Source organism: Methylocystis sp. WRRC1 (assembly GCF_020733155.1).
Taxonomy (GTDB): domain Bacteria; phylum Pseudomonadota; class Alphaproteobacteria; order Rhizobiales; family Beijerinckiaceae; genus Methylocystis.
Genome location: NZ_JAJFZJ010000001.1, coordinates 1,584,521 through 1,605,284, shown reverse-complemented (window position 1 = coordinate 1,605,284; position 20,764 = coordinate 1,584,521). Strand labels below are relative to the sequence as shown.

Below are 20,764 nucleotides of genomic sequence, written 5' to 3'. Positions count from 1 at the left end.
CGCATTTGTCGGTGTCGCTTCGGGGGTCTACCTGTAAAACAGCAGATGTTGTGAAGCGAGGTTCTTCGAAATGTACGAGTTGGGCACGGTCGAGCTGATCCAGCGACTTTCGATTGCGCTGGCGATCGGCCTGCTCATCGGTCTCGAGCGCGGGTGGAATACGCGCGACGAGCATGAGGGGGAGCGCGCCGCCGGGCTTCGCACCCATGGCCTCGCGGCGCTTCTGGGCGGCGTCTGGGGCGCCATCGCCGAGCATTTCGGCGGCGGCGGCGCGATCGCCCTGGCCATTGCCTTTGCGCTTTTCGGCGCGGTCATCGGCTTCTTCCGCTATCGTGAAACCGTGCGCCTCAACACATTCGGCGCGACGACGCTCGTCGCCGTGTTGCTCGCCTTCGCGCTCGGCGCTTTCGCGGTCGTGGGTGATCAGCAGGCCGCAGCGGCCGCCGCCGTCGCGACGACGACGCTTCTCGCACTCAAGCAGCTCCTGCATGGCTGGGTGCAGCGGCTCACATGGCCGGAGCTGCGTTCCGGCCTCCTGTTGCTCGCGATGAGCTTCATCCTGCCGCCGGTGTTGCCCGACCATCCGATCGACCGCTGGGGCGCGATCAATCCTTTCGAACTCTGGCTGATGACGGTGCTGATCGGCGTCATCTCCTTTGCCGGCTATGTCTCGGTGAAGATCGTCGGCTATCGCCGCGGCGTCGTCGTGGCGGGCATGGCGGGCGGCCTCGCTTCTTCCACCGCCGCGACTGCGGCCATGTCGCGTCTCGTCAGCGACTACCCGCGGCAGGTCAACGTGCTGGCGGCGGGCGCGATGTTCGCCAACGCCGTCATGGGGCCGCGCGTCCTCACCGTTCTCGGCCTCGTCAATGGCGACCTCGCCATGCGGCTCGCAGCGCCGCTGATCGCCGTGGGCCTTGTCTATGCGTTGGGCGGCGCCTTGCTGATGATGCTTCGCGCCGGCGACGGCGCGGGGGCGAGCGAGACGCTGACGATCAGGAATCCGCTGGATTTGCCCTCCGTGCTGAAATTCGGCGCATTGCTGGCGACCGTGATGGTTCTCTCCAAGATCGCCACCCGCTTCGCCGGCAGCAAGGGCGTATTCGCGCTCGCGACTTTGTCGGGCGTGGCCGACGTCGACGCCATCTCATTGACCATGGCGCGCCAGGGCGTTGGCGAGATCGGTCTTGAACCCGCGGCGGTCGCGGTTCTTCTGGCGATTGTCTCCAACACAATCGTCAAGGCGGGCATAGGCTGGTTCATCGGCGGCGGGGCGATGGGTCTTCGGTTCACGCTCGTATCGGTTCTGGCGCTGGGCGCCGGCGTCGCGGCGCTGATGACGGCACCGGCCTTCGGCCTATAGCGCGCGCTCGTCCAGCGCGACGGATTTGACGAGCGCGAACACTTCGGCGCCGGCTGCTAATTCAAGTTCGGCGAGCGCGAGCCGCGTGACGGCGGCGACGAGTTTCTCCCTCCCGACGAGCTCCAGCGTGACGAAGGCGAGCGGGCTCTCGGTGGCGTCGATCTTGATGATGCGTCCCCGCAAAATGGTGCGCACGCTCGTGTCGGATGGCGGCGATTTCGCGAGCGCGACATCCGTCGCCTTTATCGCGACGCGCGTATGGCTTTCTTCAGCGAGCTGCGCGGCGACGAGAATTTCGCCCGCGGGATGCGCCAGTCGCGTCACGCCGAATCGCGCATCGACGGCTGCGACGCGCGCGGTCAGCGCATTGATGAGCCCGAAGCGTCCGCCCTCGATCAGCCGGCTCGCGCCGGGCAGAACGTCGAGCGGCGCGCCCTGCGCGACGATGCGGCCATGATCGAGAATGATCGCTTCGTCGGCGAGGCGCGCGATCTCTTCCGCAGAATGCGAGACGAGCACGATCGGCGTCCTGAATTCGTCGCGTAATCTTTCGATCAGCGTCATGATTTCCTGCCGCCGCGCGTAATCGAGCGACGCCATGGGTTCGTCCATCAGCAGCAGGCGCGGCGAGGACAGAAGCGCGCGGGCGAAGCCGACGCGCTGGCGCTCGCCGCCCGAAAGCGACGCCGGGCGGCGGTCGAGAAGATGACCGACGCCGAGCGTCTCGATGATCGCGTCGAAAGGCGCCGTGCGCTCGGTCTTCGGCGTGAAGTAGCGGCCGAAGAGAATATTCGTGCGCACGCTGAAATGCGGAAAGAGCAGCGCGTCCTGAAAGACGACGCCGATGCGGCGTTTCTCCGGCGGCGTAAAAAGTCTGCGCTCCGTATCGACCAGCGTCACGCCATCGATCGCAATGCGTCCCCTGTCCGGACGCAACAGGCCGGCGATGAGATGGGCGAGCGTCGTCTTGCCGGCGCCCGATGGACCATGGAGCGCGAGAACGCGCGCGCGGCTCTCGAAAGCGCAGGCGAGGTCGAAGCCCTTGTGCGCGAAACCTATGTCCAGCGCGATCATTTGCGCGCGATCCATCGCGACTGCAAAGCTTCCGACGCAAGAAGCGCGGCCACGGCGATCGCGGCCGAAATCGCAGCAAGCCGCATGGCGGAAGCGTCGCCGTCCGGCGCCTGCAACAGCGCATATATTGCGGCCGGTATGGTGCGCGTCTCGCCGGGGATGCTCGAGACGAAAGTGATCGTCGCGCCAAATTCGCCGAGCGCCTTGGCGAAGCCGAGAATCGCGCCGACCAGAACGCCATTCGCCGCGAGCGGCAATTCAACGAGCGCGAAAGCATAAGCTCTGCTGGCGCCGAGCGAGCGCGCGGCCGTCGTGAGACGTGGATCGACGCCCTCGAAAGCGAGACGCACGGGCCGCACCATGAGCGGAAAGCTCATCACGGCGGCGGCGAGCGCCGCGCCGGTCCAGCGAAACGCGAAGACGATCCCGAAATGGTTTGCGAGAAAGGCGCCGATCGGACCGTGGCGGCCGAAAAGAAGCAACAGCGCGAAGCCGGTGACGACCGGCGGCATCACGAGCGGCAGATGCACCAGCGCATTGATCGCGGCGTGTCCGGGAAATCGCCAACGCGCGAGCGCATAACCGATGACGATAGCGAGGGGCAGGGCGGCGAGGATCGCGACGCTCGCGACTTTCACGCTGAGGCCGATGGCGGTGAGTTCGTCAGCCGAAAGGTCGAGCACTGTCCTGGCGTTGCGCCTGTATGAAACGAACCTGAAGCGCTGCGGCCCACTTGCCTTCCGGACCGCGCGCCTTCAGGCTCGCAAGAATCATGTCAGACCGCGGCGCTGATCCAGCGCGACAGTTCGCCCTTCGCGGCCGCGCCTACCTTCTGCGCGGCGGCCTTGCCGTCCTTGAAGATGATCAGCGTCGGGATCGACCGGATGCCGAGCTTGCTGGCGACGGCCGGATTCTCGTCGATGTTGAGCTTGACCACTTTGACCTTGCCCTTCATCTCCGCGGCGATTTCTTCCAAGGCGGGCGCAATCATGCGGCAGGGTCCGCACCACTCGGCCCAGAAGTCGACAACGACGGGCTCGGCGGATTTCAACACTTCCTGCTCGAAAGTGGCGTCGGTAATTTTTTGCGTGGACATGAGGGGCCTTTCGTTGCGGGCCTTTTTAAAAGGATTCCGGCTGGAAAGTAGGAACGGCGCCGTCGCGCGTCAAGCACAAGCCGGGCGCATGCGCTCTATTGCTCGAGCTTATCGGATGAGAGGGAAAATCTATGAAGGGTCCTTAAACACAAAGAGCGGGGACGGCCGGGCCGATCCCCACTCTTTGGCACCCTGTCCTTTAACCGGCGTGAGCGCCTGGTCCCGAAGTCTTTGTGTCGCTTCGATAACCCCTCGCAGCGGCTCGTTCGTCGAGCCATGTCGCGAGTTGCGTTCCTACCGGCGTCCTCCCCGACTTGGACCGTTGCTGGGACTTAGAAAAGCTTAAACGCATTTTACGCTTAGGCTTACCCAATCAACTTGGCGAAACGGACACTATGACAAATTACATGGGCTGTCACTCGAAAATGTGCAGTCTGGCGAAATTTCAAGTCACATGCCGGGCAATTGAGCAATGCTCGCAAACGGGCGTGTCATATTGACGCAAATGAAAAGAGCGCGGCTGTTCGCCGCGCTCGCATAAGTTGCAATCCGACACATCCTTACAAAGGAATGTTGTCGTGCTTCTTCCAGGGATTTTCCAGTTCCTTGTGACGCAGCAGCGCAAGCGCGCGCGCGATTCGCTTGCGCGTGCTGTGCGGCATGATCACCTCGTCGATATAGCCGCGCTCCGCGGCGACGAAGGGTGAAAGGAAGCGGTCTTCATATTCCTTCGTGCGCTGCGCGATCTTGTCGGGATCGCCGATGTCGGCGCGGAAGATGATCTCGACGGCGCCCTTGGCGCCCATCACCGCGATTTGCGCCGACGGCCATGCGTAGTTGACGTCGCCGCGCAGATGTTTCGAGGCCATGACGTCATAGGCGCCGCCGAAAGCCTTGCGGGTGATGACCGTCACTTTCGGAACTGTAGCTTCAGCGTAGGCGAAGAGCAGTTTCGCGCCATGCTTGATGAGGCCGCCATATTCCTGCGCCGTGCCCGGCAGGAAGCCCGGCACGTCGACGAAGGTGACGATCGGAATGTTGAAGCAGTCGCAGAACCGCACGAAGCGCGCCGCTTTCTTCGACGCGTCGATGTCGAGCACGCCGGCGAGCACCATCGGCTGGTTGGCCACAATGCCGACTGTACGCCCCTCGACGCGGCCGAAGCCGATGACGATGTTCTTGGCGTGGGCTTCCTGAAGCTCGAAGAAATCGCCCTCGTCGACGACCTTCGTGATCAGCTCCTTGATGTCGTAAGGCTTGTTCGGATTGTCGGGGATCAGCGTGTCGAGCGAATTGTCGAGACGGTCGACGTCGTCGAAGCTTGGCCATTCCGGCGGCTCCTCCGTGTTGGAGGAGGGCAGGAAGTCGATGAGGCGGCGCATCTGCAAAAGCGCCTCCACGTCATTGTCGTAGCCGCGGTCGGCGATGGAGCTCTTCGTCGTGTGGACGGAGGCGCCGCCGAGCTCCTCCGCCGTGACGGTCTCGTTCGTGACGGTCTTCACCACGTCCGGGCCGGTGACGAACATGTAGCTCGTGTCGCGCACCATGAAGATGAAGTCGGTCATCGCCGGCGAATAGACGTCGCCGCCGGCGCAGGGGCCCATGATCAGCGAGATCTGCGGAATGACGCCCGAGGCCATCACATTGCGCTGGAAGACCTCGCCATAGCCGCCGAGCGCCGCGACGCCCTCCTGGATGCGCGCGCCGCCCGCGTCGAACAGGCCGATGATCGGCGCGCGGTTCTTGAGCGCCATGTCCTGAAGCTTGGTGATCTTCTGCGCATGCGTCTCGGAAAGCGAGCCGCCGAAGACGGTGAAGTCCTTGGCGAAGACGAAGATGGCGCGGCCATTGACCGTGCCCCAGCCGGTGACCACGCCGTCGCCCGAGGTCTTCTCGCCCTGGTCCATGCCGAAGTCCGTGCAGCGATGCGTCACGAACATGTCGAATTCTTCGAACGATCCCTGATCGAGCAGCAATTCGATTCGTTCGCGCGCCGTCAGTTTGCCGCGAGCGTGCTGCGCCTCGATGCGCTTGTGGCCGCCGCCCAGTCGCGCGGAGGCGCGGCGTTGTTCGAGACCGTCGATAATATGTTTCATGTCCAGCCCTGTTCGTCGTTCGTCGATATTTTCCTGCGCGCTTATAGTTTGCGCGAGCCGAGGCGCCAACGGGCGATATCGGCGCCCGTCAGCATGTAGAGCTGGTCGGGCGACGTCCGCTCTGCGAGATTAACGAGGTCCGTGCTCACGCCCATCATGCTCGCGTAACGCGAGAGCGTGGCGCGCATGCCGCCGTCATCGTAATTGCGCTCACGCACCAGCCCGCCTTCGGCGAGGTCGAAGCTCGTGGAATAATTGAACATTCTGTGAACGCCGACGCGGCTTTCCGGCGGGATGACGCGCTTCTTTCCGCCCATCAGCGCATAGACGCAGGCCGAGTAGCAGCGGCCGGCCGCGACCGCCATGGCGCCGGAGGACTGGTCCGCAGCCGGCCGCGCGACGATCACCGCCATGCCGAGGCGACGAATCGCCTGGCCGAGCTCCATTGAGGCGACGACCTTGCCGCCGGGGGAATCGAGCAGAACGATTCCGTGAAGATTGCCGCCGCCGACGTTCTGGCGAACGAAAGCCAGAAAGGCGTCCGGCGTTCCCTCGACGATTTCGCCCTGCGCGGCGATCACCTGCGGGCAGCGCGCGCCGCAGGCGCCCGAGCCGAGACCCACGACGCGAAAGCCCATGTCCTCCGCGCGCGCCGCGAGGGTCGGGTGAAGGAGCGTCGAGAGAAGGAGAAGGAGAAAAAGTCGCAACAGCACGGCGCCGCTCTTGCCCATGTAATTCAAGTTTCCGCACTCGCTGTCGTTTCGCCGTCTGGCGTCGCAGACGATCCTAAAGCGTCATTGCGCCGCGGTGAAGAGGCCGGGCGGAGGCTTTTTCATAGAAAAACGAGCGACAACTCCTCGCTCGAGCATAGGAGACGCCGCTGACGGGCGGGAGGGCGCGCTCCGCCGGACAGATCGGATCTTCCCATGTCCGCGTCGGGCGTTGTGGCGCCGCCGTCAGCCTCGTCGGCGCGATCGCCGTCGATTTGCCTCTTCCACGAAGCATATTTTAGGAAATGGTGGGCGGTGAGAGGATCGAATTCCGAGCTTGATTTAGAAGTTACTTATAAATCAATAACATAAATATATCGCTTGAAAGCGGTTTGTAGATTTGTAGCGGGATGAAATTTGTGGATTATCCATAGCTTCGCTAGTCGATGCTGCCTACCTTTCGCTAGGCCGTTGTTCAAAGTCCGGATTGGAAGGAGGGAAGAGTTTATCTTCCTCAAGTAATTTATCGTAATATCCTTTCTTCGAATTGTATTGTTCTAGTCTGTTTAAGGCACGTTCATTATTTTGGTCTATCACATCCAATATAATTTCTTCTGAACCCTTCTTTCGTGAGTGCTTTGCAAAAATTTTCGCGAGGCCAATCGCCCTCTCTGCCCAGTCAGAAATTATTTGCTTTTCTTCACTTGAAATGTTTCTATCTTTTGATGTATCCAAAACAACGGTGTCGATTAGCTGGTGATATTTTTTAAAACATAACAATGTGTCCTTGATGTCTGTTCTTTTTGCCTCTCCTAAGTCCTTTTTATTCTGGTAAATTATTGTAGACATGGCGCATTCGAAAAATTTTATGGTCAACGTGCCGTAAGATTTTTTTACAATATCTATTGTTGCCGTCGACGCCATCGCATGTGTCTGAAAACATCCGATCATGCCGATAAGATAAACTATTGTTCTGCCAAAACGCATCCTGCACCCGTTCGAGCTCACGTATTGATGGTGTCCGATTATCTAGCATGGCGGTGTAATGGATTGTCTGTCGACTTAGAGGTCACACCAATCAGCTTGACGCGAGTGATTGTGGTTCTTACATTTTAGTCAATGAAGGTTGGCAGGAACGATAAATCATGGCGAATGGCGGATTTGTTTCTTATCTCCGGGTTTCGACCGATCGCCAAGGCAAGTCCGGCCACAGTCTTGAAGCGCAACGCGCCGCCGTCGCCGGATACCTCAATGGTGGATCATGGACGCTCATTAACGAGTTTGTGGAAGTCGAGTCGGGCAAGCGCGACGACCGTCCGGAACTTGCCAAAGCGCTCGCGCTATGTCGCGTTCATGACGCCACGCTCGTCATCGCGAAGCTTGACCGTTTGTCGCGCGACGCACATTTCCTCTTGAGCATGCAAAAGGCAGGCGTCCGGTTCGTCGCCGCCGACATGCCCTTCGCCGACAATTTCACTGTCGGTCTAATGGCGATGGTCGCGCAAAAAGAGCGCGAAACGATCAGCGCTAACACGAAAGCAGCGCTTAAGGCTGCGAAAGATCGTGGCGCGAAGCTTGGCGGACTTCGTGAAGGGCAGGTCCTTACCGATGATATGCGCGCCGCCGGTCGCGCCGCTCGCACGGATAAGGCAAACGCTCGCGCCGTCGACCTTGCGCCTGTCATCGCCGAACTTCGTGTCGCAGGCGTCACGACGCTTTCCGCAATCGCCAAGGCGCTGACACAACGCGGGATCCGCACGCCGCGCGGCAAGGACGTGTGGTCAGAAGTCCAAGTATCCCGGCTTCTGGCGCGTCTGTAACTGTTACTGGAGTTTGATAGGAATGTCCGAAACATCGAAGCGCACATATCGTCGCCTCTTGCCGGAAGAATGGAGCGCCGCGCGCGGTCTATGGGAATCTGGTCGAGCGACCGTCGCCGAGATTGCGACCGAATTTGGTGTATCGGAGCGCGCCATTCAAATGCGCTTCAAGAAAGACGGCGCGGTAAAAGGTTCAACCGCCGCCGATCTTTCCGCCAGCGTTGCGCATGCCGTCGTTAGCGCCGAGTTCGGATCAATCGAGGATCGAATCGAGAAAGGGCGTCACGCCCGAGCCGGATCATTCACGCTCGCCGGAAAGATCGAAGCTTGTTTGTCTATCATCGTCGACGATATCAGCGCCGATCCTTCTACCGCCTACCGCCATGGTCAATCCCTCAAGGCGCTTGAGCGCGCGATGGCGACGGCAGAACGGGGTTTCCTGCTCAAGGAGAAGGCTCTCGGGCTCACCGCCGCGGAAACCATCGATCCATTGCCGATCATCGAAATCCGCGACCTTGGCGAGTCGGACATTGAGGCAATTCGCGCTGTGAATGACGACGGTGACGATCTTCCGGACGCCGCCGCTGCCGACGTGTAGTCATTCGCATTCGAGAATGATCGGCACGCCGATCGGCGCGAGGCATGATCGGTTTACATTCGTCTGACGGCGCGATGGTCTCGGCGATTGCCGGTGAACTTCGTCCGGCGACGATCTGACACGAACGAAGACATAACGAGGAAGTCCTAGAGGATCGTCAGGCCCCCGATGGGGGTGCGTTCTGTCCACAGGGAAAAATTTCGACCACGAAGATTAGCAACCAGAAATTAATGTCGACGGCGATCGCCTCAGCGTATAGATTAAAGGCCGTCCTACTCTCACAAAGCAGGACGGCCACCAATCGCCTCGCATGCAAGTAACTCATACAATGTCAGCAATCAAATTACAAGCGCGCGTCCATGCAATTTCGGCAAACAACAGCATCAGGTCTGATTACCGCGACGATATTAGACGAGAATTAGATGCCCCGCAGGTCGAGAATATCAAGGCGGTGGTCGTCCATATGGCAACCGCCGCCGCCCGTCTAAAGGCGGCCGAACGCCCGCCGTCAGAAAAATACAAAGTCCGAAAATTCCGCTGCCTGAGACTGCCCGAGGTTGAGGTCGAATTTCTTAATAAATCCAGGGCCTTCGCGGATTTTACGAAATACGAGATGCGCTTGGGCTCCAGTGGCGAAATCATCTCCTTTACAGAATCAGAAAAACGACGGCGCGAACACGATCGATCAGCAGAAATCGAAGCGCTCTGGCTAGACGAAAAGCGACATAAGCCGCCGGAATGGAATCGCCTGTCAGAGCCGACGCGCTTCGTTGAGGCCTGCCGCGCGATGATTGAGCGCCACCAAGGGAATGTCTACGCTTTCAGCCTGCGGATTGATCCAGACATCCTCGCGGAGCTGGAAAACGTCGTCGATTGCATCCGTCGGCGCATTCGAGACAGCTTGAAGAACTATCTCGGCAGACCTGTAGAAACGGCCTTCGCCTTTCACATTCACAATCGCGAAGGAGATGAGCTTCACGTCCATGGCGTGGTTCCTCTTTCTCCAAACGAGATACCCAGCGCCAGCCTCGCGTTTCACAAGGCCGGCGGCGACTGGCGCGAGGGGCCGGGCAAGGGTCGCCAACTCCACTTAAGACCAGTGTGGGAAATCGACGGCTGGTCATCCTACTGTCTAGGCGAAGCCGACGGCGTTCGCGCGCACCTACAGGCTCGCCGGAAAGCCCTTGGCGTCGCCGCGACGCGAGCGCCGCGCGTCACGTCGATTTCAGACAAGCTACTGATCGTCGCGCAGGCGCGCCACGAAACCCTCCGGCGCGAAATGAAGCGGCTCCCGAAAGAAAGGCTCGCATACATAGCTGAAATCAAGGCAGCGTGAAGAATTAATAAATATACACGTCAGTAAGCGCTGACGTATTAGCGATTTCGCTAAATTAAATCTCCTTGCTCGCGTGGAATATAGGCACTATAAACAGGTTGAGGCTCGCGAATATGAGAGAGATTGTCATGCAAGTGAGGACGATCGGCATTTGTGACTTCGTTGATATTCTTGAAGACCATCCGGCCTATGAAATCGAGCAGGTAGGAGAATTCCAGCTGGAGACCTCCATAAACCGCGATTTTGGCTGGTGGAGGTCGTCGCATACCGGCGACCGTCTCGCGAGCGCGGATTGGGCTGGCTGATATCTTGGCCTCAGGCGGCTGCGGCAGCCTTACTGTCGGCTCCCGGCCTCAGGCCGTTGCGTATTTTCCCTTCAGGAAGACGAAGCGGCGCATGTTGTAGGCGAGATTGGCGAGGCCGATCTTGACCCTGGCCCTTCCGATGCCGATCGTGCGGACAAAGAGGGCCATCGGTCCCTTTTGCAAGGCGAACACATGCTCGACTGCGCTGCGCACCTTCGACTTCTGCGCATTGGCGATCCGCACGCGTTCCGGCATCGGCCGGCCCTGCGGCTTCTTCCTGTGGATGCGCGAGACGAAGCCGCGCCGTGTCAGCATGGCCTCGTTCTTCGCCGAGCGATAGGCCGTATCCGCCCAGACGTCGCTCGCCGTGTTGGTCCGGTCCAGAACGTCTTCGAGCCGCGCGCCGTCATGCGCGGCGGCGTGGGTCGCCGTCCATTTGCGGATGAGGCCGAAGCCGCGGTCGATCGACACGTGATTCTTGTAGCCGAACGCCGCAATGGCCAGATCGACCGGCGGAAGCGAGCCATCCTCGCGCGGCTTGGCCTTGCTGTATTTCACCGTCCAGCGCGCGTCGCGATCTTTCTGCGCGAGCTTCTTCGGCTTGTCCGTCCAGCCATTCGGAATGCGGCCGTCCCGGATCGCCTTCTTTTCTTCAAGCGTATTGCGCTGCCTGGGCGCGGCGACGATCGTCGCATCGACAATCTGTCCGCTCATCGCCAGAAAGCCCGCTTCGCGCAGCGCCGTGTCGAAGCGCGCGAACAGGGCGTCGACGGCGTCGGCCTTTTTCAGCGCCTCGCGAAACGACCAGATCGTATTGGCGTCGGGAACCGCGTCGGCGAGCCCCAAGCCGAGGAAGCGCATGAAGGACAGCCGGTCCTTGATCAGATATTCGCAGCGCTCGTCGGAGAGCGCATGCATGGCCTGCAGGATCAGGATCTTGAACATGAACACATGATCGAATGGCGGCCGCCCGCCCTTCGAGCGATCCCCGCGCGGAACCGCCGACTCCAGAGAAGGGCGGAACAATTCGAAATCGACGAGAGCGTTCAGCCGCTCCAGATCGTCGCCCTTGGCCGACAACTCCGCCAGGCGCTCGTCCACATCGAAAAAACCGGGAGCTTCTTTCGTCATGCCCGCCATCCCCTTCGCGACATGATATGAGTGAATCAGCTCAAGCGCATTTTGCCCAGGGGTTTATGGAGGTGTCCAGCTTTGGCGCTTACAGACAGAAAATCACGGCGTCATCATAGGTATACAGGGCTGCATCAGTGATAACATTCTTGTAATACGCGAGCAAAAACAGCCGCTTATGGTCGTGAAATAAGGAAACATTGAACATGAAAACAACGGGAGCTATGAAAAAGCGACCAACCGCCCGGTTCTTCGACCTTGGTCACTTCGCCGAGGCCATTGTTTTCGACGCGTGCGGCGTCGACACGAAGAACGATCCTGAATCGCCAGACTGGCGCATGACAGGAATACATCCCCGGTTTGGCCACTTCGTCGCGAAATGGGTCGACGTTCCGGGCGGTGTGATTGTCGCTGCGACGCAGTTCTGATCGTCGCCAGCAACTGAATGCGCGCCAGAATGCTCTAGGAAGGCCGCTGGCGCGTCTTTATGTTCTTTGTGCTATCTTCCTTACTGGAATCATATAAGGCCGTTCCATAGTCTTCTAAAGCGATCCTATGGCCTATGCGGGAAATCCTTGCCTGCGATGGTCGATATGATCGATCCGTCCTCATGCGTGACACTCATCGACAATATCGCCTCATGGCAAGCCACGGTTGGACATGGGGCCGCTGTCTCGCTTTCTCATGGGCGCGAGCGAAGGCAATGCGCTCCCAGTTTCCGGCGGCAATGGCGCGGCCCCGCTCAATCATCGCCCTGCGCGCGATGGATTGCCTTCACGGCCGCGCCAGCGCGCCGCCTCTCTAGCTCCAGTTGCTCGCGCACATATTCCAAGACGAGCCGCTCATCACTGATTTTCGCGAAGGCGCACCCATGTTTTTGGCGGAAAAATTCAAGGTCGCGCGCGTCGTCATCGGAGAAGAGACATGCGATCGAAAAGGCAGGCGTCTTCACTGTTGCGGGCGTCGCTTCAATAAGGTCGCGTCCAAAATCGAGAAATTCTGCGTCAAGCTCTAGCTTATCAACGCGGACTTTCAGCTCGGCGTTTTGTGCCTCCAGTTCGGCAACGCGTCCTTCCAGCTCCGGCACGCGCTTCCGGGCGTTCTGTAAATTCATGTGATACCGGCGCTGCCGGTCTGATTGCTTAACCTTGTCCATAGCTTTCCATTCCATATTAATACGCATCCGTATTAATACGCCCGCTGCGGGTTCTGGACAAGGGCGCATTAATATGGGCCGCATTAATATGCTGCCCGATCAGCGGGGCTTATGCCTCATAGCGCGGAAATTGCTCGATAATCCGCTTTTTCGCCTTTAGGGAAAAATGCCCGTAAGTCTCGCCGGCCGTGCGCGCCGCATGTCCTTGGAAAGCGTCCAGCGTAGAAATGTCAACGCCAAGCTCCCGGCCGATGGTTTTCAAACGATGACGCCACCCATGATTGGGCTGGACGCCGGCGCTGATAACGCCAATTTCCCGAATCCACTCCCGCACGGCTTTCGCGGCCTTTTCCGCCGGGGGCGTTTTGCTTTTGCGACTTTCGACAAGGCTATAGAACAAGGGACCATCGGGCGCGGCGTCGACGAAACGCAAAAAGCCAAGTTCAAGGACTTGATCGTGCAAGGGAACGTCGCGAAATTCGTCTGTCTTGATCGATCCGGCCTCAGGCGTCAGACGAATGTATACGATATCGCCGTCCCGCCGCACGTCTTCCTTACGAAGCTGCGCAAGTTCCCCAACGCGCGCCCCGGAAAATGCCGCTAACCACGCAATCCAGCGCTTCGCCGCTGTCGTCTGCGGACTTTCTCGAATCGTTCCTTTCCGGCTGTAGCGTCTCGGTTCATAATCGCGAGCCGCCTTCAGGATTGCGATAGCTTCAGCGTCACTAAAACCTTTCTCCCGCGTCACGACTTCCTTGTCGCGCCGGAATGTCATTCCGGCCAGCGGATTTGCCGACAGACGATCTTCATTAACCGCCCAATTCAGGACCGTCTTGACGGCGGCAAAGTAGACGTTCTTGATCGTGCGCGGTGCGAGCTTCGATTGAAGTTTCCTGCGCCAGTTCCGCATGTCGGCGCGCGTAATTCGAGCGGCGTCGTCATGTCCGAGAAATTCGATAAGGTTGTCAAACACCGGCCGCCAGCGCCGTTCCGCAACGCGGCCGCCTCCACTGGCCTTCAGGTCCGCAATGTAGTCGTTAAATAGGTCCCATAGGGGCGCAGCGTCGGCGCTGGTTTCATGCGGCGCTTGTCCCGTGAGAAGCGGAAATGCGGTTTTACCGCTGTAGTCACCATCGTCGCGTTCGGTCGACCGTGACAATGCTTCGATATGCACTGACGCGAACATGCGCGCCAATTCTCGCCATTGCCGGGATGCGGGCGGCGCGTCGACGTATCCGCGCTCGCGGAACGTTTCGATCCACGCGCCGACGTTCGCCGCTATTTCATCGTCTGAGGCTGCGCCGCTCACGATCTTGCGAAGGATCATGGCTCGCTCCGAAGCGAATAACTTGTTCAGGTCAGGCATTGTGACGCCTGTTCGGTCAGACGAGACATTGCGCGACTCGTCGTCGACGGCGAGTAGTTCCTGATAAAGGAGGTGCGCGAGCGCGGCTTGACTCAAAGGGCGGCGCGACGGTTTCGGCGATGGTTGTCCGTCGCGCGCCGCCCTCCGTTTCGCTTCGGCAAGTTGGTCCAGAAACCGCGCTACGACTCCCGGAAGGAGTCGCTGGGCTTCCTTGCGGTCAGGTCCAAGCGCCTTAAGCAGCTCCCGCTTGCCGACATATGGCCGCAGCGGTTCAGAAACTGCGACCCGCGCATAGTAGCGGCCGTTTCGATACAGAAGGTGTCGGAGTGGTCCGGCCATCGTTCAGTCCCGCGCGCAGCTTTTTGTAGCAAGCTTTGTAGCGAGAGAATGGGAAAAACCGCCGGAATTACAATCTGTTTCTTTAATATCAACGGGGTAGGGTGGTGGGCGGTGAGAGGATCGAACTCCCGACATTCTCGGTGTAAACGAGATGCTCTACCAGCTGAGCTAACCGCCCGAAAGCGACCAGAACGCGGCCGCGAGAACGCTTTTAAAGACGCCGCGAACGCGAGGCAAGCGGACAGGAGGATGTGAAACGGGAACGGCCATCGGAAGCGTTCCGACGGCCGTGAAAGGAATCCTGACTGCTCACCCATTCGCCCGGAGCGCGGGCGTTTTACTTCGCCTTGTTGAGCGCGGCCTTCAGCGTCGCGCCGGGCTTGAAGCGGGCGCTCTTCGAGGCAGGAATCTTGATCTCTTCGCCGGTCGCCGGATTGCGGCCCTTGCCGGCGGCGCGCTTCTTCACCGAGAAGGTGCCGAACCCGACGAGACGGACTTCGTCGCCCTTTTTCAGCGCCTTGGTGATGCCGTCGATCACAGCGTCGATCGCAGCAGCCGCCGCAGCCTTCGAGGTCTCCGTCTCGTTCGCGACGTGCTCGACCAGTTCCAATTTGTTCATGGCCTTTTCCTTCTCCAATCGCGCTGCGGGGCCGACGATCTTCCGCTGGAAACCGTGCCGCGGCCTCGAATCGTCAGCGCGTAGCGATGGGGAGTGTTGGGTCCGAATCGCAGGAAAAGCAAGGCGTTCGCGGCGGAGAGAGCCAGAAACCGCCGGAAAACCGGGGAAAATCCCCGCTGCAACGCGGAAAGACCGGGAAACAGGCCGGTTGCGCGATTTTTGAACGGCGACGCGGGCCTTTCGGCGCGACGCTCCAACGAAAAGAGCCCCGTCTGCTCGACGGGGCTCTCATCATGGTTTTGACTGGCCGCGGTCAGTGCGCCCGAACGCCCGAGCCGTCGTCTTCGGCGATCCCGGAGCGCTTCGAGAGCGCTGCGGCGTCCTCCTCCCACACGATCGGCGTGGGCTGGGAGACCAGCGCGTGCTGGAGAACTTCCTCCATCCGCGCCACCGGCACGATTTCGAGCCCGTTCTTCACCGCGTCCGGGATGTCCGCCAGATCCTTGGCGTTCTCCTCCGGGATCAGCACCTTCTTGATTCCGCCGCGCAACGCCGCGAGCAGTTTCTCCTTCAGGCCGCCGATCGGCAGAACACGGCCGCGCAAGGTGATTTCGCCAGTCATGGCGATATCGGCGCGAACCGGAATGCCGGTGATGATAGAGACGATCGCCGTGGCCATCGCCACGCCTGCCGACGGTCCATCCTTCGGCGTCGCGCCTTCCGGCACATGCACGTGAATGTCGCGGCGGTCGAACAGCGGCGGCTCGACGCCGAAGTCAACGGCGCGCGAGCGGACATAGGACGCCGCCGCGGAGATCGACTCCTTCATCACGTCGCGCAGATTGCCCGTGACCGTCATCTTGCCCTTGCCGGGCATCATGACGCCTTCGATCGTCAGCAATTCGCCGCCGACCTCCGTCCAGGCGAGGCCCGTGACGACGCCCACCTGATCCTCGAGTTCCGCCTGGCCGTAGCGATATTTCGGAACGCCCAGATAGTCCGCGATATTGTCCGCCGTGACGACGATCCTGGCCGTCTTCTTGAGCAGGATCTCCTTCACCGCCTTGCGGGTGAGGTTGGAGATTTCACGCTCCAGATTGCGCACGCCCGCTTCGCGCGTATAGCGGCGAATGAGTTCGAGCAGGCCGTCCTCGGCGATCATCCATTCCTCCGGCGCGAGGCCGTGCTTGTGCACCGCATTGGGGATGAGGTGCTTGCGCGCGATCTCGGCCTTCTCGGCTTCCGTGTAGCCGGCGATGCGGATGATCTCCATGCGGTCCATCAGCGGCGCCGGAATGTTCAGCGTGTTCGCGGTTGTCACGAACATGACATTCGAAAGGTCGTAGTCGACCTCGAGGTAATGATCGTTGAACGAAGCGTTCTGCTCCGGGTCCAGCACCTCGAGCAGCGCCGATGACGGATCGCCCCGGAAGTCCATGCCCATCTTGTCGATCTCGTCGAGCAGGAAGAGCGGGTTGGACGTCTTGGCCTTGCGCATCGACTGGATGATCTTGCCGGGCATCGAGCCGATATAGGTGCGGCGATGCCCGCGGATTTCCGCTTCGTCACGCACGCCGCCGAGCGACATGCGAACGAATTCGCGCCCCGTGGCCTTCGCGATCGACTTGCCGAGCGACGTCTTGCCGACGCCGGGCGGGCCGACGAGACACAGGATCGGGCCCGTGAGCTTGTTGGCGCGGCTCTGCACGGCGAGATATTCGAGGATGCGCTCCTTGACCTTCTCGAGGCCGAAATGCTCCGCGTCGAGCACTTCCTCGGCCTGTCCCAGATCACGCTTCACCTTGGAGCGCTTGCCCCACGGGATCGACAGGATCCAGTCGAGATAGTTGCGCACCACCGTGGCTTCGACCGACATGGGCGACATCTGGCGCAGCTTCTTGAATTCGGCGACCGCCTTGTCGCGCGCCTCCTTCGAGAGCTTGGTGTTTTTGATGCGCTCCTCGAGCTCGGCGAGATCGTCCTTGCCGTCCTCGTCGCCCAGCTCCTTCTGGATCGCCTTCATCTGCTCGTTGAGATAATATTCGCGCTGCGTCTTCTCCATCTGGCGCTTGACGCGCGTGCGAATACGCTTCTCGACCTGAAGGACGGAGATTTCACTCTCCATCAGCGACAGGCACTTCTCGAGACGGCGGGCGACGTTGATCGTCTCCAGCACGTCCTGCTTGTCGGCGATCTTGACCGAGAGATGCGAGGCGATGGTGTCGGCGAGCTTCGAGAAATCGTCGATCTGCGTCACCGCGCCGACGACCTCGGACGACACGCGCTTGTTGAGCTTCACATAGCTTTCGAATTCGGCGACGACCGAGCGGCCGAGCGCCTCGACTTCGACGGGCGAACCCATGTCGTCGGCGATGGCTTCCGCGTCGGCCTCATAGTAATCGTCGGTGCGCGAATAATTGCGCACGCTGGCGCGGGCCACGCCCTCCACGAGCACTTTCACCGTGCCGTCGGGAAGCTTGAGAAGCTGCAGCACCGAGGCGAGCGTGCCGACCGAATAGATCGCGTCGGTCGCCGGATCGTCGTCGCCGGCGTTCTTCTGCGTGGCGAGCAGGATCAGCCGGTCGGTCTTGGTGACCTCCTCCAGCGCCCGGATGGATTTCTCGCGCGCCACGAAAAGGGGCACGATCATGTGCGGAAAGACGACGATGTCGCGCAGGGGCAGGACAGGATAGCTATCAACCGCACCCGGCGTGATGGCGTCGCGCTTTTCGTTCGTCATTTGGTCTCGTCCTGTCATCGTTGCGCGTCCCAGTATAGGCGACGCGGACTACTGTGCCGAGCGGATTTTGGGACTAGCAAAGTTTGGGCCGCGGGGCGTTCGCTCATGCGCCCGCACGCCCGTCGAGGCTCCCGGCTTGTCTCAGCCCGCACAACCTCGTTAACGGAGAAATGGGATACGCGAACTGGCGATTCAAGGACGCTGCAAGCCGCGGATGAGCGCGGCTTGCGTCAGGTCAAGGATATGGCGTCGGCGCGCGCATCATGCGCTGGCGCCGCCGCTCTTCTCGTTGCGCTCCGCATAGATATACAACGGACGCGCCTTGCCCTCGACGACTTCGGGGCCAATCACCACCTGCTCGACGCCCTCGAGCCCCGGCAGGTCGAACATCGTGTCGAGCAGAATGCCCTCCATGATCGAGCGCAGGCCGCGGGCGCCGGTATGGCGTTCGATGGCCTTGCGAGCGACGGCGGACAGCGCGTCGTCCTGGAAGGTGAGCTCGACATTCTCCATCTCGAACAGCCGCTGATACTGCTTGACCAGCGCGTTCTTGGGCTCGGTGAGGATCTTCTTCAGCGCGTCCTCGTCGAGATCCTCGAGCGTCGCGATCACCGGCAGGCGGCCGACGAACTCCGGAATCAGACCGAATTTCAACAAATCTTCGGGTTGCACCTGACGGAAGATGTCGCCGGTGCGGCGGTCGTCCGGCGCCTGAACCGTGGCGCCGAAACCGATCGACGTGGAGCGTCCGCGCGCCGAGATGATCTTCTCGAGGCCGGCGAAGGCGCCGCCGCAGATGAACAATATGTTTGTCGTGTCGACCTGCAGGAACTCCTGCTGCGGATGCTTGCGCCCGCCCTGCGGCGGCACGGAGGCGACCGTGCCCTCCATGATCTTGAGCAGCGCCTGCTGGACGCCCTCGCCCGACACGTCTCGGGTAATGGACGGATTGTCGGACTTGCGCGAAATCTTGTCGATTTCGTCGACATAGACAATGCCGCGCTGGGCGCGTTCGACATTGTAGTCGGAGGCCTGCAGCAGCTTCAGGATGATATTTTCGACATCCTCGCCGACATAGCCCGCCTCGGTCAGCGTCGTGGCGTCGGCCATGGTGAAGGGCACGTCGAGGATGCGGGCGAGCGTCTGCGCGAGCATGGTCTTGCCGACGCCGGTCGGGCCGATCAGCAGGATGTTCGACTTTGCGAGCTCCACGTCGCCGTGCTTGGTGGCGTGGTTCAGTCGCTTGTAATGATTGTGGACCGCGACCGACAGGACGCGCTTGGCTTGCGCCTGGCCGATCACATAATCGTCCAGAACCTTGCAGATTTCCCGCGGGGTGGGAATGCCGTCTCGCTGCTTGACCAGCGAGGACTTGTTCTCCTCGCGGATGATGTCCATGCAGAGTTCGACGCATTCGTCGCAGATGAACACCGTCGGACCGGCGATCAGCTTGCGGACTTCGTGCTGGCTCTTCCCACAAAACGAGCAGTAAAGCGTGTTCTTGGAATCGCCGCCGCCGACTTTGCTCATGTTATTCTCCTGAAGGGGCGATCCGACGACGAATCGACCCAAACATGTGTTACCGGCATCAGCCTAACAAAAGGTGGAAAGCGATGTTTGCGTTTCCGCCTTTCGGGGTCTACCGCGTCGACGCGTTCCTGCGCCTGTGTGCCCGCACCTCAAGGCTCCCATTTTATTGGAGGCCGGCCCGGTTTTGCAACCTTGTCATAAATGAACCGGATAGCAAGTTCCGGGCCTGGGGCGGTTCAGCTCAGAATCTTCGGAACCCGGTTCAGCCGGAGCCTGTAGGCGTCCGGCATGCCGCTGCCCAGCAGCGGCCGCAAATAGAGGCGGAAGGCGTCTGTGACGTCCGTCCCGCAGGGGCTGATGAACTCATCCGGCATGACTTTGGTCTTGGCTGCGATTTCTTCAAGGGGCGTCAGCTGGTAGTCCACGGAATAAAAGCCGGTGCGATGGATCGTCACCGAGCCGTCGCGTCCTCCCCAGAGGCCATATTGGACGGCCTTTTCGCCCACTTCGCGGGCTTCGCGCTGGTCCACGTCCGAGACGCAACCCACGAAGCTGCGCTGCACATAGCCGAAAGTGTCGGCGCGAACGCGCTTGAATCCGAGCTTTTCTTTCACAAGCTGGGTCAATTCGTCCGCCAGCGCCCCACCCCCGAGGTGTACATTGCCATGGGCGTCGCGCTCGACCTGCCTGGCGAGCTTTTCGGCGATGGGCGTGTGATTCTCGTCGCAGACGCCCTCGGAAACGGCGACGACGCAGCGTCCGTATTTGTCCATGGTCGCCTTCACGTCGGCGAGGAACTTCTCGATGACGAAGGCGCGTTCGGGCATGTAGATGAGATGCGGTCCGTCATCGGGGAACTTCTTGCCGAGCGCCGATGCGGCCGTGAGAAAGCCCGCGTGGCGGCCCATGACGACGGCGATATAGACGCCGGGCAGGGCCCAGTTGTCGAGATTGGCGCCGGCGAAAGCCTGCGCCACCCAGCGGGCCGCGGAGGGAAAGCCGGGCGTGTGGTCGTTGACCATCAGGTCGTTGTCGATCGTCTTGGGGATGTGGATGGCGCGGAGCGGATAGCCTGCGCTCCTCGCCTCCTGCGAGACGATGCGGACCGTATCGGAGCTGTCGTTGCCGCCGATATAAAAGAAGCAGCCGACGCCATGGGCGCGCAGCACCTTGAAAATTTCCTGACAATATTTCAGGTCGGGCTTGTCGCGGGTGGAGCCCAGCGCCGAGGACGGAGTGTTTGCGACCATTTCGAGATTGTGGGTGGTCTCTTGCGTCAGGTCGAGGAAGTCCTCATTGACGATGCCGCGCACGCCATGGAAGGCCCCATAGATTCGCTCGACCTCTCGGAACTTGCGTGATTCCAGCACCGTGCCGACGAGCGACTGGTTGATGACGGCGGTGGGTCCGCCGCCCTGTGCGACAAGGACCTTGGAGAAATCGATAGCGGTCACGAAGGGGCTCCTATTTAGCGCCAGCGGCGAC

At 60.7% G+C, this 20,764-nt stretch carries 19 protein-coding genes and 1 tRNA gene; 6 read left to right on the top strand and 14 right to left on the bottom strand.

Features of this window, described 5'->3' with window-relative positions; genetic code table 11:
- Positions 1-70: 70 nt before the first annotated feature.
- Positions 71-1,363 (top strand): MgtC/SapB family protein, encoded by a 1,293-nt coding sequence (locus LG047_RS07820; RefSeq protein ID WP_227966189.1) that lies wholly within the window; start codon positions 71-73, stop codon positions 1,361-1,363.
- Here LG047_RS07820 and modC read toward each other — a convergent pair.
- The 6 genes from modC to LG047_RS07790 all read right to left on the bottom strand — a co-directional run bounded on the left by modC (position 1,358) and on the right by LG047_RS07790 (position 7,188).
- Positions 1,358-2,437 carry a molybdenum ABC transporter ATP-binding protein gene (gene modC, locus LG047_RS07815; protein WP_227966188.1) on the bottom strand — a complete coding sequence of 360 codons (1,080 nt, stop codon included), beginning with the start codon at positions 2,435-2,437 and terminating at the stop codon, positions 1,358-1,360. The two genes, LG047_RS07820 and modC, sit on opposite strands and share 6 nt — an antisense overlap.
- Positions 2,434-3,120 carry a molybdate ABC transporter permease subunit gene (gene modB / locus LG047_RS07810; protein WP_227966187.1) on the bottom strand — a complete coding sequence of 229 codons (687 nt, stop codon included), beginning with the start codon at positions 3,118-3,120 and terminating at the stop codon, positions 2,434-2,436. The genes modC and modB overlap by 4 nt, the downstream gene beginning before the upstream one ends.
- Positions 3,121-3,212: 92 nt before the next feature.
- Positions 3,213-3,533 carry a thioredoxin gene (gene trxA / locus LG047_RS07805; protein ID WP_036283570.1) on the bottom strand — a complete coding sequence of 107 codons (321 nt, stop codon included), beginning with the start codon at positions 3,531-3,533 and terminating at the stop codon, positions 3,213-3,215.
- Between the two features lie 560 nt (positions 3,534-4,093).
- A complete protein-coding gene (locus tag LG047_RS07800; RefSeq protein WP_036283569.1) occupies positions 4,094-5,629 on the bottom strand; it encodes an acyl-CoA carboxylase subunit beta in 1,536 nt (511 codons plus the stop codon).
- Positions 5,630-5,670: 41 nt separating this feature from the next.
- A complete protein-coding gene (locus LG047_RS07795; RefSeq protein ID WP_227966186.1) occupies positions 5,671-6,360 on the bottom strand; it encodes a hypothetical protein in 690 nt (229 codons plus the stop codon).
- Between the two features lie 432 nt (positions 6,361-6,792).
- Positions 6,793-7,188: a hypothetical protein gene (locus LG047_RS07790; protein WP_227966185.1), complete on the bottom strand. Its 396-nt coding sequence runs from the start codon at positions 7,186-7,188 to the stop codon at positions 6,793-6,795.
- Between the two features lie 296 nt (positions 7,189-7,484).
- On the opposite strand from LG047_RS07790, the gene LG047_RS07785 reads away from it, so the two are divergent.
- The 4 genes from LG047_RS07785 to LG047_RS07770 all read left to right on the top strand — a co-directional run bounded on the left by LG047_RS07785 (position 7,485) and on the right by LG047_RS07770 (position 10,398).
- The gene (locus tag LG047_RS07785) at positions 7,485-8,159 is read left to right on the top strand and encodes a recombinase family protein (RefSeq protein ID WP_227966184.1); all 675 of its coding nucleotides are present in this window, start codon (positions 7,485-7,487) and stop codon (positions 8,157-8,159) included.
- 160 nt (positions 8,160-8,319) lie between these two features.
- Positions 8,320-8,757, top strand: a complete 438-nt coding sequence (locus LG047_RS07780; RefSeq protein WP_227966183.1) for a hypothetical protein — start codon at positions 8,320-8,322, stop codon at positions 8,755-8,757.
- 328 nt (positions 8,758-9,085) lie between these two features.
- Complete coding sequence (locus LG047_RS07775; RefSeq protein WP_227966182.1) at positions 9,086-10,093, top strand: hypothetical protein; 1,008 nt, start codon at positions 9,086-9,088, stop codon at positions 10,091-10,093.
- A 128-nt stretch (positions 10,094-10,221) separates the two neighbouring features.
- Positions 10,222-10,398 carry a hypothetical protein gene (locus LG047_RS07770; RefSeq protein WP_227966181.1) on the top strand — a complete coding sequence of 59 codons (177 nt, stop codon included), beginning with the start codon at positions 10,222-10,224 and terminating at the stop codon, positions 10,396-10,398.
- Positions 10,399-10,446: 48 nt separating this feature from the next.
- Here the strand turns inward: LG047_RS07770 and LG047_RS07765 are convergent, their stop codons facing one another.
- Complete coding sequence (locus tag LG047_RS07765) at positions 10,447-11,529, bottom strand: transposase (protein ID WP_227965592.1); 1,083 nt, start codon at positions 11,527-11,529, stop codon at positions 10,447-10,449.
- A 224-nt stretch (positions 11,530-11,753) separates the two neighbouring features.
- On the opposite strand from LG047_RS07765, the gene LG047_RS07760 reads away from it, so the two are divergent.
- Positions 11,754-11,957 carry a hypothetical protein gene (locus tag LG047_RS07760; protein ID WP_227966180.1) on the top strand — a complete coding sequence of 68 codons (204 nt, stop codon included), beginning with the start codon at positions 11,754-11,756 and terminating at the stop codon, positions 11,955-11,957.
- A gap of 314 nt (positions 11,958-12,271) precedes the next feature.
- Here LG047_RS07760 and LG047_RS07755 read toward each other — a convergent pair whose 3' ends face one another.
- From LG047_RS07755 to LG047_RS07725, 7 genes are all read right to left on the bottom strand, one after another.
- A complete protein-coding gene (locus LG047_RS07755) occupies positions 12,272-12,685 on the bottom strand; it encodes a hypothetical protein (protein WP_227966179.1) in 414 nt (137 codons plus the stop codon).
- Positions 12,686-12,794: 109 nt separating this feature from the next.
- Positions 12,795-14,390, bottom strand: a complete 1,596-nt coding sequence (locus LG047_RS07750) for a tyrosine-type recombinase/integrase (RefSeq protein WP_227966178.1) — start codon at positions 14,388-14,390, stop codon at positions 12,795-12,797.
- A gap of 102 nt (positions 14,391-14,492) precedes the next feature.
- Positions 14,493-14,568: transfer RNA gene (locus tag LG047_RS07745), tRNA-Val, on the bottom strand.
- 159 nt (positions 14,569-14,727) lie between these two features.
- Positions 14,728-15,027: an HU family DNA-binding protein gene (locus tag LG047_RS07740; protein ID WP_227966177.1), complete on the bottom strand. Its 300-nt coding sequence runs from the start codon at positions 15,025-15,027 to the stop codon at positions 14,728-14,730.
- Between the two features lie 295 nt (positions 15,028-15,322).
- A complete protein-coding gene (gene lon, locus LG047_RS07735; RefSeq protein WP_227966176.1) occupies positions 15,323-17,749 on the bottom strand; it encodes an endopeptidase La in 2,427 nt (808 codons plus the stop codon).
- A gap of 261 nt (positions 17,750-18,010) precedes the next feature.
- The gene (clpX, locus tag LG047_RS07730) at positions 18,011-19,279 is read right to left on the bottom strand and encodes an ATP-dependent Clp protease ATP-binding subunit ClpX (RefSeq protein ID WP_036288088.1); all 1,269 of its coding nucleotides are present in this window, start codon (positions 19,277-19,279) and stop codon (positions 18,011-18,013) included.
- 236 nt (positions 19,280-19,515) lie between these two features.
- Complete coding sequence (locus tag LG047_RS07725) at positions 19,516-20,733, bottom strand: 6-phosphofructokinase (protein ID WP_227966175.1); 1,218 nt, start codon at positions 20,731-20,733, stop codon at positions 19,516-19,518.
- Positions 20,734-20,764 lie beyond the last annotated feature (31 nt).